General features: G+C 39.7%; 8 protein-coding genes. 5 read left to right on the top strand and 3 right to left on the bottom strand.

The window, feature by feature from the left end:
* The first annotated feature begins 149 nt into the window (after positions 1 to 149).
* Genes cdaA through KJA62_RS01200 form a run of 4 tightly spaced genes read left to right on the top strand, consistent with a single transcriptional unit; the run spans position 150 to position 3,938 of the window.
* Entirely contained in the window at positions 150 to 932 is a 783-nt protein-coding gene (gene cdaA / locus KJA62_RS01215) for a diadenylate cyclase CdaA (RefSeq protein WP_246481874.1), read from the top strand.
* Positions 932 to 2,194 carry a CdaR family protein gene (locus KJA62_RS01210; protein ID WP_213318229.1) on the top strand — a complete coding sequence of 421 codons (1,263 nt, stop codon included), beginning with the start codon at positions 932 to 934 and terminating at the stop codon, positions 2,192 to 2,194. Before cdaA ends, KJA62_RS01210 begins: the two co-directional genes overlap by 1 nt.
* Before the next feature lie 55 nt (positions 2,195 to 2,249).
* Positions 2,250 to 2,561 carry a hypothetical protein gene (locus tag KJA62_RS01205; protein WP_213318228.1) on the top strand — a complete coding sequence of 104 codons (312 nt, stop codon included), beginning with the start codon at positions 2,250 to 2,252 and terminating at the stop codon, positions 2,559 to 2,561.
* Between the two features lie 39 nt (positions 2,562 to 2,600).
* Positions 2,601 to 3,938, top strand: coding sequence for an LpxL/LpxP family acyltransferase (locus KJA62_RS01200; protein ID WP_213318227.1), 1,338 nt, complete (start codon positions 2,601 to 2,603; stop codon positions 3,936 to 3,938).
* A gap of 17 nt (positions 3,939 to 3,955) precedes the next feature.
* Here KJA62_RS01200 and pyk read toward each other — a convergent pair whose 3' ends face one another.
* The gene (pyk, locus tag KJA62_RS01195; protein WP_213318226.1) at positions 3,956 to 5,407 is read right to left on the bottom strand and encodes a pyruvate kinase; all 1,452 of its coding nucleotides are present in this window, start codon (positions 5,405 to 5,407) and stop codon (positions 3,956 to 3,958) included.
* A 232-nt stretch (positions 5,408 to 5,639) separates the two neighbouring features.
* Between pyk and uvrA the strand changes: the two genes are divergently transcribed.
* Positions 5,640 to 11,072: an excinuclease ABC subunit UvrA gene (uvrA, locus tag KJA62_RS01190; RefSeq protein ID WP_213318225.1), complete on the top strand. Its 5,433-nt coding sequence runs from the start codon at positions 5,640 to 5,642 to the stop codon at positions 11,070 to 11,072.
* A 21-nt stretch (positions 11,073 to 11,093) separates the two neighbouring features.
* On the opposite strand, the gene pknD is transcribed toward uvrA, so the two are convergent.
* Together pknD and KJA62_RS01180 are read right to left on the bottom strand one after the other, a co-directional pair.
* Entirely contained in the window at positions 11,094 to 13,952 is a 2,859-nt protein-coding gene (gene pknD, locus KJA62_RS01185; RefSeq protein ID WP_213318224.1) for a serine/threonine-protein kinase PknD, read from the bottom strand.
* A gap of 34 nt (positions 13,953 to 13,986) precedes the next feature.
* Positions 13,987 to 16,830, bottom strand: coding sequence for a valine--tRNA ligase (locus KJA62_RS01180; protein WP_213318223.1), 2,844 nt, complete (start codon positions 16,828 to 16,830; stop codon positions 13,987 to 13,989).
* Between the last annotated feature and the right edge of the window lie 29 nt (positions 16,831 to 16,859).

Here is a 16,859-nt window from a genome sequence, read left to right as displayed (position 1 = left end):
CATCTAGAAAGAAATAAAAAATCTTTCACCTTAAGCATGTCTTCTGTATGCTGCGGCTAGATTCCCAAAATATCCTATCTCTCCAAAGATCCCTACACAAGGGGGGCAATACCAAAAATTAAAAAAGAGGACGCTTGTAGTTAATCATTATGGATGTTTCCCGTTTAATTCCTCTTGCTGAAATTACTTTGATTTGGGCTCTTCTACATTACTTGTTGAAGTTTTTTTGGGGAACCAGGGCTATGGACGTAGTTTTTGGTTTCTTGTTTTTTCTCTTTCTTTTCGTCCTCTCTGATAGATTAAACTTTCCTGTCATCAACAAGCTAATGCTCAATGTAGTGAATATTGCTGCTATAGCTGTTTTTATCATTTTCCAGCCCGAAATTAGGCTTGCCCTGTCCCGGATACGTATTCGAGGTAGGAAGTACAACCTGAAAGCTCAAGACCACTTCATTGAACAAATTACTAATACGGTTTACTACTTTTCTGAAAGGCAAATTGGAGCTCTGATTGTTCTTGAAAACAAAGATTCTTTTAATGAATACCTTAACTTGTCTTCTGTTACCCTAAACGCAGACTTTTCTGAGGAACTACTCAAGTCAATCTTTGAGCCCTCTTCCCCTTTACACGATGGAGCTGTAATTATACGCGGCGAAGTTATTGCCTATGCAAGAGTCATCTTACCCTTAGCTCAAGATACAGCCCAATTATCAAGAACAATGGGAACAAGACACCGAGCGGCTTTAGGTGCTAGTCAAAAAACTGACGCTCTCATTATCACTGTCTCAGAGGAGAATGGAAATGTTTCCCTGTCAAGAGATGGGCTTTTAACCAGAGGAGTAAAAATGGACCGGTTTAGAGCTGTTCTACGGAGTCTGTTTGCGGCAAATAAAAATAGAAATAAATCTTATAAATCGTGGCTTTCTTTCTGATGAAATCATTTTTATTCTCCTTATTTGTAAAAAATTGGCCAAGAAAATTAGTTTCCTTAGTGTTTGCTGCCAGCATATGGTTCCTCGTTAATCAAACAGTGACTATTACCAAAACACTTACCAATGTCCCGATTCGTATAGTAGGTTTACTTCCAGAACAAACTGTGGTAGGGCTGCTCCCTACGGGTCTATTGAACAAACGTATAACTATCACTGTTACAGGGAATAAAACTACCGTCCAAGACCTACGGTCTAATGATCTAGAAGTCGTCATCGATGCATCAGGACACAGAGAAAGTTGGATAGCCTCAGTAGATAAGTACAACCTTGTCAGTATTAACCAGAACATAGACGTCAGAAAACAAGTAACATCTGTCGCAGCTTCAGATATCTTTATTAATCTAACAAAATTCATTACGGAGGATATCATTATTACTGTCATGCCTCCAACAGGGAACCCTCCAAAGGGCTATGAGTATCTTGACGTATGGCCCAAATATTTAAGCCAAAAGATAAGTGGACCTCAAGAACAAGTATCTGCGCTGAAAGAACAAGGCCTAGAGTTAACTCTTAATTTAAATAAAGTCTCTGCAGAAGAACTCGATAGGAACTACGTGGAGCAAAATCACCATGATGAAGTTATTTTTAAAGTCCCTGATAGCTGGAAAAAAATCTCTATACCTTTTGGAGATAACACTCTTATCACACTTAACGATCCCAAAGCAGACTTCTTGAGAATACTGTTTCTCAAACAAGAACTCATGCCTCTGGACGTTAAACTGCTCATATTTCTTTTTTTCCCCATCAAGTACAGTGATTCCGCAAACCCTCTAAACTATTCCGTCCTCACAACCAGTACGGTTTCGCAAAAGAATGGTATTTCCGTTCTAAATACTCCTCTATATGTCAGAGATGTGAGTAGATTATTTCTTAACGTTGTTAAAGACAATCTCACCGTTGCTGTCGTTGTCGCTCCTTCCCAAGAACCTAATTCCTTAGCCAATTGGGCTGTGGAATTTATCGATGAAAAAACTTTGGAGAACACTTTTGTGAAAGCAGCTACGGAACAAGAGGCCTTTGAACATGAGATCTTAAGACAAGCAGATGAACAACAAATCCGGCATCGATTCCGAGAGTACCTGAGAAAAATGACACTCTTTGATGATAGCGGAACGCCTCTTTCCTTATTTGCAACAATTCAGGATAACAAAGTGATCATCACAGAGAAAAGATCATCTTTAATGAAAAACATTACGCCTTAAACCTCCCCTCTGGTATAACCCTGGGACAATAATTGAACCCCTTAAGGACAAGCATATGTGCTGTACTGACTGTATTTCGTCCTCCACTAATTGCCTCTTAACTATAGCTTGTTCCCCATGCGACCGAAACTATAAAAAGAGGGAGACTATAACCCTACTAGCGTCCACCCTAATGACCATTACTTTTTTGTCATCTGCTTCGCTTTTAGGGTTGTCCGTTGCTGGGGTGGTTGCCTTGCCTGCTGCTCTGTTTGGCATCCAATCCTCTTACCTGATAGCGGCTCTCCTTATTGCTACAGCTCTGGTCTCTTTATCTTTGGCCATAGCTTGTACTAAATCATGGAATAAATTCTCTCGAGTGCTTTAGCATAACAATTATGCATTGAAAAACTTCTCAGGGAATCGGATGAAAAGAAATAGCTGTGCCTCCACAAGGTCTTTAAGGAAAACTTTTCGAGAGCTACCCCTCTACCTCTCGATCTCTACAATTATCCGTATACTAAATTATTTCCCCACTACTCTGATTCATTCGTCTGGGAAAATACTGGGGAAGATAGCATACAAATTCCTCAAAGATTACCGGAACACAGCTTTAAGAAATTTGGCTCTGGCCTACCCAAAAAAGACCTTTTCCGAAAGGGAAAAGATAGCCAAACAATCTTTTGCTCACCTCGGGATCACCTTACTAGAAATCCTTTCTATTGGAAAGATAGCAAAAAAAATAGACAACATTGTTCGAGTAGAAACAGAAAGTACTAAAAATCCCAGTTTCCCTGCCAAGATTATATCAGATCTTGAACTAGAAGAATCCTATAAAAGACTTTCCAATGGCCAGGGACTAATTGCTTTTTGTGGGCACCAAGCTAACTGGGAACTGCCTTTTCTCTTCATTACTAAAAATTACTCCGGCTTGGCCCTAGCCAAAACCGTTAAAAACCAACTCCTAAACCGAAAAATTTGCAAATTACGTGAGCTCTATAAAGGAAAAATCACTTCTCCTGAAAATGGTATCAACAAATGTCTAAAAGCACTAAATCTTGGCAAGCTGGTGGGTATCGTTGGTGACCAAGCACTGCTAATGTCCACTTATTCTTATCCCTTGTTTGGTAATGAGGCCTGGACGACGGTGTCTCCAGCTCTACTGGCTTATAAGACATCCTGTCCTGTTGTAGCTATAACCATCTCAAGAGAACCCAAAGGATATGTAATCCGACCATCTCCACCCTTAGTTGCAGATAAAAATTTGCCCCCAAAAGAAGCGTGTTCTGCCCTCATGGACCAACTAATGCACTTTCTGGAAACCGGCATCAGATACCAACCAGAACAATGGATGTGGTTACACAAACGCTGGAAAAAGAAACTCTCTCCTTCCTTAAAAAAGAAGTTTTCCTTTAGCCGTGTCCTGATACTCCTCAATGAAGATTTCATAAAAAAGAGTGAAATCGTCGTTCGCCGCTGGCTAACAATGTTCAAAGGTACAGAAATAACTATGATCGCAGAAGATCCCTATTCCAAACAATTTATAGAGAACTTAGCCCTCAAGCATCCGGAAACAATACTAACTTTTCTACCAAGTGGTCCTGAGCTTTTCTCCACACCAAACATATTCGAAGCTTTTTTCGACTGCACAAACAACAAAATGCTAAGGACACAATTAAAGAAAACTGGAACAAGCCACATATTCCACATGGCCAAAAGAACAAATCAAGAGCTTTTCGCAATAACAGAAAATTTTTTCAAATAGTCTAAGCTTTGCTAAGCTCAACCAATCCGCGCATCGCCGCTAAGGACCTCCTTGACCGAAGCTATCGCCAGCATATTGGTCTCTCTGCTTCCAGAGCTTCGACTCAGAACCAAAATACGATCACTTTCCGCAAAAAACTTATTATCAAGCCCATAAAGACATGCTTGTTTTCTCCAAACTGTACGATCAGATTCTTCTGTTAGCATGGGGTATACTCCCCATTCCGCTGATAATCTATAATACAGAGAAGAGGAAGTTGTTACAGCAAGAATGGGTATCTCTGAACGATACTTAGCTAAGAACATCGGAGATATTCCATTCTCAGTGTACACAACAATAGCTTTAGCGTTTGCCCGTCTAACAATCGACACGACAGAAGCCCCCAAAGCTTTTAACCCCGGAGAAACTTTCAATACACAAGCTTCATCGTTGCATAGAGAGAATTCATCGCAACTCACGTTACTCTCTGTTTTAGAAATAACTGCCTTCATAATATTTACGGCTTGTATGGGGTAACTTCCTGAAGCAGTCTCTCCAGAAAGCATTACAGCTGAAGCACCATCGTATATAGCATTAGCAATATCTGAAACCTCAGCTCTCGTCGGCAATAAATTATGAATCATGGATTCCAGCATCTGCGTTGCAATAATGCAAAAACGCCCCTTATCTCTGGCAATTTTAGCCATATGCTTTTGTAAAACAGGGACCTCTACAACAGATAGTTCTATACCCAAGTCCCCCCTGGCAATCATAATACCATTGGCTAGATTAGCTATCTGATCAAAGTTTTGCACTCCAGAATGATTTTCAATTTTTGCTATGATGGGCATATCTGGCCTTCCGTTTTCAGCCAAATACTTCCGCATATTTTCAATGTCCTCAGGGTAACGAACAAAGGAAGCTGCTATAAAATCTACCCCTTGTTCAATACCAAATTTAAGATCGCTTTTGTCCTTATCAGTCATAAAAGGAAGGTTGACATCCACTCCTCGTATACTCACAGATTTGTGAGACTTCAAAATGCCATCAGCAGTAAATTCTATTTCTAGCCCTCCCCCAGAAACTTTCGTCACCACAGCATGAATATAGCCGTCATCCACAAGAACTTCCACTCCAGGAACAACATGCGGGATAACTGATGCAGGGCACACGGTTACACCCTGTTCGCAGCCCTCCATTTCCTCTGCGACCAAATGAAGTCTTTGCCCTTTAAAAATACTCATAGATCCATCACGAATTTTCCCTATTCGAATTTCAGGACCCTTGGTATCCAGCATAATGGCTAAGGGCACCTGTCGCTTCTGTCTTAAAGCGCGCAGTCTAACTATGACTTTGGCATGCTCTTCGTGGGATCCATGACTAAAGTTCAACCTAGCGATATTCATCCCTGCATCTAATAAAGACTCCAACATCTCTTCGCTGGAAGTTTTTGGACCTATAGTGCAAATAACTTTTGTGCGTGTAATCATTGATACTTATTCTCTCAAAGTGAAGACAGGTTGATAAAAAACCCTCCAGGGGGTCCAAAAAGGAAGTATACGACCCCATCAAAAAAAAAAAACTGAAAATCGATAAAAAACAACCTCTCAAAAACCCAATTTACAAAGAAAAAATAAAAAGTTTTTCTAAAAAAAAACCAAATTTTCATCAATAATTGAACACTAAAAAAACTAACCAACAACTGTACTTTAACTACTTGTCATGCAAAAGAACCACATCGTAGAACTAATCAATGTTAGAGTGCGCAATCTCAAAAATGTGTCTACTCATTTTTATTTTGGAGAAATTGTTTTACTAACAGGGCCATCCGGATCTGGTAAGTCTTCCTTAGCTTTCGATACAATCTTTGCTTCTGGACACAGACAATACGCATCTACTCTAAATCTTTCAGAACATTTTCAATTGCCACAGGCTCCGGAAGTAGACGACATTAGGGGTTTATCTCCTACAATAGCTATTCACAGACATTCAGTAAAAAATACCAGTCATTACTCCACCGTAGGGACAATGACAAAAATTACGGATTATCTAAAAATCCTTTTTTCCCTTCTGGGAACTATTAGAGATCCCATTACAAAACAGCCAATCGTTTTTGGGTCTAAAGAAAAATTTTTAAAAGATATTCTCTCCCTTCCAGAAGGGACTAAAGTTCAATTATCAATCGATCTCAGCCAGTATCCCGCCCTCCAGGAAGCGCGCCAACGTCTTCTTCAGAAAGGCTTTTCCAAAATTCTCTGCGATGGGACTTCCCTATCACTTTATGCTTTTCAAGATGCCTCGGAACTTAAACATTTTACCCATATCCGGTTAATTATCGATACGATAACAATCAAACCCTCGAATACTTCTAGAGTGGCTTCCTCCCTATTCAAGGCTCTTGAAGAAGGTGCAGGCGTATGTTTCCTATCAATTCCTGGTATGGATGAACAAAAATTATCTTTAAATCCAAACTTGCCTAAAGGACTTTCTTTCCCTCTATCTTCTCAAAACTTCTCTAAAAGGTCGGAAAAAGGTCGATGCCCCGTATGTCTTGGATTAGGAAGTATAATTCGTCTCAACCCAAAGACCGCTATTAATGAAGAAGTTGGTATAGCTCAAAATTCTTGCATTCCTGCTGGGGGGTATCACACAACATACTACAGGGCTGTTTATGATGCTTTAGCAAAGAGTTACAACTTCTCTCTAAAAACACCATGGAAAGAATTAAAAGAATCAGCTAAAAATGCGTTCCTGTATGGGGATCCCAACAAATATTTAGAAATCAATCTGTTTAAAAAGCTCTCGTACATCCGGTGGAAGGGAGTCGTTACAGAGTTGGCGGAAAAATTTATTTTATCTCCATCTAAGCAAATCAGAGATAAACTCTCCCCGTATCTTATTGTTTCAAAATGTCCTACATGCCATGGGAATGGTTATCATCCATGGATATCAAACATAACCTTAGGTAAAAAAACTTTCCCTGAAGTACTCTCCATGCCTATTTCCATGCTCACCGAATACTTATCAGACTTACCTATAGGTTCAATCGAAGATGATGTTTCTAAAGAAATCATACAACGCCTCATGAATAAAGCCTCCCTGATGAACCGTCTAGGCCTCGGATATCTTTCATGCAACCGAACTATGCGATCATTATCTGGTGGCGAAGCAAGAAGAACACTATTAGCGAAACAAATTAGTTTTGGTCCCGTAGGCATCATTTATGTTCTAGATGAGCCTTCAATAGGACTCCATCCCTTAGATACAAAAAAATTATCTCAATGCATCCAAGATCTTAAACACAAAGGCAATACAGTAATCCTCGTTGATCACTACGAACATTCTTTCTCTTTTGCCGATAGGGTCATTGACATAGGCCCAGGGGCAGGAGTCTTTGGAGGAAACATTTTATTCAACGGAACTCCCGAGAAATTCCTAAAAGAATCAGATTCCATGACAGCTAAGTTTTTAAGAAAGGAAGCTATCATAGAAATTCCTAAAAAGCGTAGAGCAAGTCCGGAATGTTTGCGAATAGAGAACATCACAACTAATAATCTCAAAAATGTCAGTCTGAATATTCCCAAGGGACTTTTTATTTCCGTAACGGGAGTATCAGGCTCAGGAAAATCTTCCCTTATCAATGATACTTTAGTCCCTGTTATGGAGGCTATTACAAGCGGAGATTCGTTAAAACTAAAATTTCCTGGCATCAAAATTTATGGAAGTAAACTTTTTGACAAAGTTGTTAATATCAGTCAAAAAACTCCAGGGAAGAATCGACGTTCTATCCCAGCTACGTATATTGGTGTCTTTGACTTAATTAGAGAGTTATTTGCTAAGCAACCTTTAGCAAATCAGTTTGGCTTGACAAAGTCTTCTTTCAGTTTCAACACTTCAGAACATACTTGCTCCCTATGCTCTGGAATAGGCGAAGTTCAAATATCCGAATCTTTTGAGGAATACACTATGCACTGCCCCTCTTGTAAAGGGAAGCGATTTTCTCCGAGGGTTCTTTCTGTTTCTTACAGAGAAAAAAATATTTCTGACATCTTAGAAATGACCGCCTTAGAAGCGGAAAAATTCTTTCAGGACTGCCCTGCTATTCATGAAAAAATTTATTCCCTAGTACAAATAGGGCTAGATCATCTCCAGTTAGGCAGACCTTTGTCATCTCTTTCAGAAGGAGAGTGCCAAAGATTAAAACTCGCTGCAGAGCTATGTTCTTCTAAACGAACGAAAAATTCCACTCTTTACGTCCTAGATGAACCTACGACGGGACTACATACTCAAGACATAAAAGCTTTACTAAAGATTCTTTATGCTTTTACAAAATTAGGGCATACAGTAGTCGTAGTTGAACACAACGCCCATGTCATTAAAATAAGTGATCTCGTCATAGATTTAGGTCCCGTAGGGGGCCCTAACGGAGGCTATATTCTCCATGAGTGCACACCAGAAGAATTGGTAACAACTTCTTCTCAGACAGGTAAGTTTCTCCAACCTTTCCTTTCCCCTTCTTGTCAGATCCTTTCCAAAACTTCTTCTATCTCTTTTCCACCTCCTCAACTACCGGATATAGAGATCATACACGCAAATAAAAACAACCTTAAAAATATCGATACAATAATCAAGAGAAATGCCCTTAATATAATTTCAGGACCCATAGCCTCGGGAAAAAATTCCTTAGCCTTTGGAACACTATATTCAGAAGGAATACATAACTATTCGGACTTGCTCCCGCCCTACCTAGCTAATTTATTGCCAGAGGCTTCTCCAAGCGAATGTAAAGAAATTAAAGGACTATCTCCTATCGTTGCTTTGTCCTCAGACAACATGCAAACTTTTGTCAAATCTTCTCTAAGCTCTGCAGCCTCTCCTATGGACAAATCATTAGCAAAAGCAACAGGAGTCTATGATCTCTTAAAACTGATATTTTTAACCGTAGGAACACCAGCTGATCCGAAAACAGAAGTTCCTCTACAAAATATCGATGAAGAATTTTTAGCAAACGACCTCATTAAAACTTCTCCGGGCTTGTACGTAACAATCATAGCCCCATTCACATCCAATAACTTCGATGAAGAATTTCAAGAAAAACAGAAAATGGGTTACGTGAAGTTTTTTGGGGACAAACAAATATTCGACATAGACGACTTTCCTCCCCTTACAGTACAGGACCCTGGTGTTGTTATTAACCATTTGTCAGTTGTTGAGAGCAACAAAACTAAAATTTTACAAGCGCTCTCTTTAGCATTTGATCTATCAGATGACAAGTGCACGCTCCTGGTATCAAACAAAGAAAATCTCATAGCAATCAAAAAAATCCGCAAAGGCCTACAAAATAACTCAGGAACCTTGTTTCCAAAAATTTCTTCAGAAATTTTCTCTGAAAAGAATCCTTCAAGTACCTGTGAACATTGTCAAGGAAAGGGCGTCACAAAAATTTTCAATCTATCTCCACACACAGATAAACTCAATACACTCTCTCCCCAAGAACTTTTTGCTTACTTTTTCCCCAAGGAAGCTTCCTTTGAAGAAGAAAGAAGAGCCATTCTAAAACTGCATCTACCTTTCACTCAAAAAATTGGACAACTGAGTTCCGAAAATAAAAAAAAGTTACTGAGAGGAACTCAAAACACTCCTGGTATTGAAACTCTGCTCTCCCTAAAACTACAAAATTCCACGGAAGAAAACTTCTTCCTTTTAAAACACTTCTTATCCCAAGAGCCTTGCTCCAAATGCCAAGGGACAGGCTTAAGTTCTTTTGCTCTTGCCATTCAAGTAGAAGGTCACTCTTTTATTTCTTTGCTTAATAATTCTTTCTCAAACTTAGAAACGTTTTGTGACCCCTCCCTCTATCCTTCAAACCTTTCATCGATTCTTTTACCTATCAAACAAAAGTTAAACAGCATCCTACTTTCTATTAAGACATTAAACCTGTCCCATATGACTCTGATTCGCTCCCTGAAAACGCTTGGTGATGGCGAATTATACAATACGTACCTAGTCGCTAAGACTAGTAACTTTCTATCCGATATTATCTATATTTTTGAGTCCCCCTTTTCTTATCTCCATCCACAGGATCTTCCCAAGCTAGTAGAATTTTTCAATCAATTAAAAAATCTACGCAACACCATTATCGTAACAGACAGAAGCAATCAGCTCGTTCCTTTCGCAGATCACAATATACGCCTGGGACCTCTTTCTGGACCTGAAGGAGGATATTTATGCCCGCTAACCGATTCTCAATCTATTCACAACCAAAAAGTAGATATGCCTTCAAAACCTGAGTTCAAAGAGTGGATCTCAGTAAAAAACTTAACTATGGGGCCAATACGTAACTTCTCTCAGAAAGCACCACTAAACAGTCTAGTTTGTATTACAGGGCCCTCAGGATCCGGATCTAGCATTTTGTTGCGTGAGGGTTTCTTTAAAGAAGGAGAAAACCTAATACGAGCTGGCTCTCATATTATCAAGAACATAGTACTCCTGGATTCCCGCATAGAGAAATCTTATACAAGATCCGATGTGGGAACCTACTTAGATTTATCCCCTTCGTTAAGAAAGTTCTTCTCCTCGTTACCAAAAGCCGTGTCCCAAAATCTCTCGGCCTCTTCCTTCAGCGCAAATACTAAAAAAGGAATGTGTTCGTCTTGCTTCGGAACTGGAAAACTATATTCCCAACAATTCCTTTCACCAGTTGAAGCTATCTGCTGCCCAGAATGTAACGGGTTCATGCTTAATCCTATAAGCCTAAGCGTGCTGTATCAAGAAAAACATTTTGGAGAAATTTTACGTCTCCCAGCATATACCCTTTTAGAAACTTTCCCTTTTTTAAAAAAATTAACAACTCAAATCCAAGTAATGAAAGAGTTACAAATCAGTCATTTGTCACTAAACAGAAAATTAACTTCCCTATCCCATGGGGAAAGACAATTAGTCGAAATGGCAAAGACTCTCTACAAACAAAACTCCACCCCAACCCTATATCTTTTAGAAAAACCCTCATCACAGTTAGATGACAAAGGCATTGAAGCCTTAGTTAGACTGCTGAAAAAATTAGTCAAAGATGGACACTCTATCTTCTGTGCCGATTACTCTCCCAAAATCATTCAGGCCTCCTCCTATGTCATAGAATTGAAACCAAGATTCTAGACCCGTAGTAGACGAACTTCACTACCAAAGCCAAAACATGTCCTTATACTGATTCAAAACTTCTGCAGCTTTTTCCTTATCTCCGAGGCATCGGTAGTACAACAACAATTGACCTAATAACTCTCTTTTTTCTCCGTCCAGTAAGGTTTGAGGAGAAAATCTAGAACCCTCAGTTACCATGCGTGCAAGAAGAATCTTAGGAGAATAATTTGGAGCTTCACTTGCACCAGAAAAATGTATCTGAGCAACCTCTTCCCCTTCCGTTAATGCTAACCAGCACCCATACAAAACAAATAGATCCGTCGTATCGTCGATAAACCTTTCCTCATCGTAAAGAGCTAATAATCTACCAGCACTTTTCCAATCCCCTAAAAACAAAAACATCCGAATTTTCTTACAATTTAAAAAAAACTTCACCTCGGAGGGTGTCCGATTGGAATAGAAACACAAAACCTTTTCTGCAAATACGTCCTTAGCCGACGGCAATCTCAATTTCTGTTCTATTCTAGATATCAATTCCAACATCTTCTCTTCTCGACTTATCGTAGGAGCGATTAACAAAAGGACCTCCAACAAATAAACCAGACAACTTTCAGGAAATTCCTCATCTATTTGAGATAAAGAAAAACAAACTTCATCAAAATTAGTGTAAGCCACTGACAGCCATTCAGAAAATATCATCAAATGCTCACTCAAATACACCATATCTTTCTCAATCAACGTTCTTATATGACTAGAAAAATATTGCGGAGCATTCATAAATAACACGGTAATGGCTTTGATCCAAAAACCGATTTCTCTTTCATCTGCTTGCTGCATGAGACCAAAAAGAGTTGTAGACACCCCAGTCCAATAACTCAATAAAAGACATATGTTATTTAAATCAAAAGCTATCAAAGGCCGATCGTCAAATAGAAACGTTGCTGCAATTTTCAACTTTAGCAACTCAAAAAATCGATTGCGATCTGATTCAGAAAAAGCTTCAGGAGAAACTCCTAGCGCTAGCAGCATAAACAACGGAAAAGACCTAAGATCTTTGAGAGAAGATTCATGTACTCGATAAAACACCTGTTCTTTGAGACGGTTAGATTCCTGATGCGTGGAATAACGTTTTAGCCCCAAAGCCAAGCACTTTACTTCTTCATGAATATCCCCTACAGACCGATATACGAAAGATTTGCCTAAATACTCTAAGGGAGCTAATATGGTATTATGTAAATGAGAAAACTCTTCTAAAGCCATAAGCAAATCATCAGAAAATTGGTTTTCCCCTTGGCTTAAAGACTTTTCTAACAGTGCCATCCCGGCTCGAAAACGAGCCTCACAACCTTCTCTCCTCCCAGGAAAAGAGTTGGCTATACGCCGATACAACGTTAAAGCGTGGTCATAAAATTTTTCCGCCAAAAAAGCATCTGGAACAGATAAGCAACTTACTTGCAAGCTACTATTAATCTTAGAAATGAATATCTCCCCAGAAAAAACTTTCGAGTCACAAGATAGTATACCTATGCGCCCTCCTCTCAAAATATCTTCTGCGCAAGAAAACTGAAACAAGTCACTCACGCTAAATGATATTTTTGACTCCTCCCTCTCTATAAAAATCGGAATAGAAGTTGCTCCATTGGGAATAGGGATTGTTTGATGGACCAAATCCATGCCATTCTTGGTTAGGGAAAAAATCACTTTGTCACCTAGAGATATTAACCACAACCCATATCCTAAGAAACAAAGACTTCCTTGGCTCAAAGTGATCGGAAACAGGATGCCTATACCCTCTCGAAGATGATGTATCGGGATGACATACTGGAACCTCAGATCCGCAAACCAAGACTGCTTGGATACCGACAACTCATACCAAAGAGAAGTTGAGCCTTCAATATTGGGAAAATATGTTGATAAAAGTACGGGTTCTGAAAATTCCCAGGAACTTTTATCAGACAGAAATAATACTTCTTCTTCAGAGTAACAAGGGGTCCCTGCTAAGTAAGAAGCTATGTCAGCACATAAAGCTGAAACAGATTGATAGCGAGAAGAGGGACTGAACTCTAAAGCTTTCATAACAACCTTAGACAACGCGGGAGAAATCTCTCGGTGAGGAGCCACCACTTCCGGAGGTAGAATGTGCTCACAAATTTTTGAAGCCTTTATCTTTCTTCTCTTGGGAAAAGGAAATGACAATGTTAACATTTGATATAGTATGACACCTAGAGAATATACGTCTGTGAGCTCCGTTGCTGGTTCCCCAGCTAAACGTTCGGGAGCCATATAATCCAAGGTTCCAACAATTTTTCCAGGAATTGTGATGCTAGGGGTTTCTTCCCTATCACTCCACAAATTACTTTCAATTACGCGCCCTTCATTACAGTCCTCTGCCAGGCAGTCCTGTTTCTCTATGGCAGCTCCCCAATCCAGAATAACAACTTCTCCAAAGAGACCTAGTAAAATGTTATCCGGTTTTAAATCTCGATGTAAAACACCTTGGGAATGAACATATTCTATAGTTCTACATACACTGTAAAAAATAGGGATAAACGATGATACAGAAGTTTTTTCTTTAAGAAAATTTGGTATAACGTCCTTATTCCAAACTTCCTTAAAAAGGCTCTTTAAAGTATCGCCCTCTATATAGGGCATAGTGTAGTACACCTGATCATCACTTTCTTGAATGGAATACACCGGAACGACTCCAGGATGTACCAGCCTCCCCGCAATGCGAGGTTCCCTAAGAAATCTTTGTTTGAGAAGATCATTTGAAGGTAAATCCGAACGGATTCTCTTTAAAGCCACTTTTCTGTCATAAACGGGGTCGTAAGCCAAGTAGACCTCTCCCATTCCTCCTTTGCCAATTAAGCGAATTATCTGATAGCTACTATCTTTCATAAACCTCCATTGGCAAATGGACAACGTGAGAAACTTACTGCAGTCTCTCTTTTTCTGTGAGTTTTTCTCTAATCTTAGCAACTTCGGCTTTCTGCCTATCGACTATCTCTTTTTTTTCCAAGATAAGTTCTGCCTTTGCTTTAGATACAAAATCTTCATTAGATAAGAGAGCTAAGTTTCTTTCCAAAGACCCCTCCAACTTAGATAGTTCCTTGCGTAATCGCTCCGTCTCTTTCATTAAATGCTCATGAGATACTTCTACTCCGACAGAAATGTGTTCAACAACCCCTATCGATAGTACTTTATCCTTAGGAAGAACTTCCGTAAAGAATAACTCACCAACCCCAGCTAGGGATCGCAATGCTGAGTCATACTCTTGTAAACTACTGGATTCTGCAGAGGCTATGTAAACTTTAACTGTCTCTCCAGGCGAAATCCCCGCCTCACCTCGAATATTCCTCACAATATAAACTAGTCTGTCTCTGAGAGCACAACGTTCCAATAAATCCTCAGGAATGCCATGCGTTGGAAAAGCTTTTGGGTAGGACGACGTCATACAGGATCTTGCAGACAGAGCACTGCAAGTGGATCTAGTGTAATCATCCCCATCTCTATACTTTTCTGTTCCCAAGAAAAGCTTGATTTTTTGAAAAAGCTCCTCTGTTATAAAAGGAACCATGGGATGCAAGACTCCTAAAACACCTACAAGCAAGCATACCAATAACTTCTGTTTATTCTTTTTCTCTAAATCAGAACCCGACTTACCAAACAAAACAGGCTTAATTAATTCTATGTATGTAGAACATAAATCATTTCTAAAGAACTCATAAGCTCTAGTAGCCATTTTATCAAAAGAATAAGTCGAATAGTACCCATGCATTAAGGTCAACAGCTCATTGAACTGGTGCATTACCTGATAATCTTCTAGGCCTAGCAAAGAACTGTCCAACCCCGCTTCTATATCCTCAGCTGTGATACCCTCAATGTTCCCAAATATAAATCGAGCCCCATTCCAAATCTTATTAGAAAAATTCTTAAACTCCTCAAAAACTCGGTAATCTAGATCTATCTGCTCCCCCCGGTTAGCGAAAGAACACAGTGTCATTCGGATAGCATCCGCTCCATAAGAAGAAATAAGATCTAGAGGATCGATAACGTTACCTTTTGACTTGGACAGCTTTTCCCACTTGTGAGACACTCCATCAGGAACCTTGCCGCCTGAATCGTAGTATTTTTTCTCTTCCCCAGTGATGTAAGACATCTGCCCTTGTTCATCCAAGCGAAAGTAAGATTTTCCAAAAATCAGGCCATGCAGAAATACCTCTTTGAAAGGAACATCTCCGCCAGAAAACTCGGAACACATCAATATCATTCTAGTAACCCAGAAAAACAGGATATCATGACCTGTTACTAGAAAAGAGGTAGGATAAAACTTAGATAAATCTTTGGAGTCCAAATCTGGCCATCCCAAACAGGTAATAGGCCATAAACCAGAAGAAAACCAAGTATCTAAAACATCAGGATCCTGCTCCCAAGCCCCGGGATTTCTAGCCACCTCCGGGGGAACACCATCTCCATCATAACAAATCATTATCTCTGGATCATCCCTATTGTACCAAATGGGTATCTGATGTCCCCACCATAACTGTCTACTAATACACCAGTCTCTAAGATTATTGACCCAAGAAAGATAATTTTGTTTAAATTCAGAAGGAAACAGCTTCACTGTCTGTTCTTCTATAACGCTTCTAAGCTCTCCCACAAAAGGCTCTGCCCGAACAAACCACTGTTTCGAAAGGAAAGGCTCTATAACAGCTCCAGATCGATAGGAGACTCCCGTCCGAATCACATATTCTTCTTTTTTTTCAAACATTCCGAGTGCTTGCATGGATGCCGTTACCTTCTCTCGGGCTTCTTCTCGGGTCATTCCAGAAAATCTTCCACCATTGTCATTTATCAACCCTTCAGGAGTTAAAATGTTTATCAAAGGCAATCCATGATCCAATCCTATGCGATAATCATCTTTGTCATGAGCAGGAGTAATTTTTACCGCGCCCGTTCCAAAATTACGATCGACACGAATATCAAAAATCAGAGGAATTTCCTTGTCTAAAAGAGGGTGATATAATTTGACGCCACATAAATCTTGATACCGCTCATCCTCAGAAGAAACAGCTACAGCAACATCTCCCAGGAGCGTTTCAGGCCTAGTTGTTGCGACAGATACTACTCTTCCAGAACAATCTCCAACCACGGGATACTTGAAATAATAAAGATACCCTCTTTTCTCTTCATATTCGACTTCGTCATCAGCCAATGCTGTCTGCAAAATAGGGTCCCAATTAACCAGGTAGTCCCCTTGATATATCAATCCTTTGTCAAAGAGAATTTTAAAAGCCTTTCGGACTGCAGCGTTCGCTCCTGGATCCATTGTAAACCTCTGGCGAGACCAGTCACAAGAACACCCTAACTTACGTAACTGGGAAAGAATTACCTTCTGGCTTTTTTCTTTCCACACCTCCACTTTTTCTAAAAATTCATGCCTGGAATAATCAGTCCTTCTTTTCCCCTCAGAAGCCAACAAGTACTTCTCGACGACGCTCTGGGTGGCTATACCCGCATGATCTGTTCCTGGAATCCAGCAAACCTCAAACCCCATCTTGCGTTTATAACGAACAACAACATCCTGAAGAGTATTAACTAAGGCATGTCCCATATGCAAAACTCCTGTAACATTCGGCGGAGGCATTATCACAGAAAAAGGAGGTTTTTTAGACTCAGAGTTTGCTTTAAAAAGTCCTTCTGACTCCCAAAAGGCATACAATCTTTCTTCGACTAAATCTGCGGAATAAGTTTTAGGCAGCTCTTCTTTTTTCATAATTGTTAGGTGGAATTTATTTTTAGTAA

Origin of the sequence: Chlamydiifrater volucris (assembly GCF_902806995.1) — a bacterium.
GTDB classification, from domain to species: Bacteria; Chlamydiota; Chlamydiia; order Chlamydiales; family Chlamydiaceae; genus Chlamydiifrater; species Chlamydiifrater volucris.
This window is presented reverse-complemented; position numbering and strand designations above follow the sequence as displayed.

Coding starts and splice junctions, on each gene's coding strand:
- pknD (WP_213318224.1), bottom strand. CDS start 13,952: ATGAAAGATAGTAGCTATCAGATAATTCGCTTAATTGGCAAAGGAGGA.
- KJA62_RS01180 (WP_213318223.1), bottom strand. CDS start 16,830: ATGAAAAAAGAAGAGCTGCCTAAAACTTATTCCGCAGATTTAGTCGAA.
- KJA62_RS01200 (WP_213318227.1), top strand. CDS start 2,601: ATGAAAAGAAATAGCTGTGCCTCCACAAGGTCTTTAAGGAAAACTTTT.
- pyk (WP_213318226.1), bottom strand. CDS start 5,407: ATGATTACACGCACAAAAGTTATTTGCACTATAGGTCCAAAAACTTCC.
- uvrA (WP_213318225.1), top strand. CDS start 5,640: ATGCAAAAGAACCACATCGTAGAACTAATCAATGTTAGAGTGCGCAAT.
- KJA62_RS01210 (WP_213318229.1), top strand. CDS start 932: ATGAAATCATTTTTATTCTCCTTATTTGTAAAAAATTGGCCAAGAAAA.
- KJA62_RS01205 (WP_213318228.1), top strand. CDS start 2,250: ATGTGCTGTACTGACTGTATTTCGTCCTCCACTAATTGCCTCTTAACT.
- cdaA (WP_246481874.1), top strand. CDS start 150: ATGGATGTTTCCCGTTTAATTCCTCTTGCTGAAATTACTTTGATTTGG.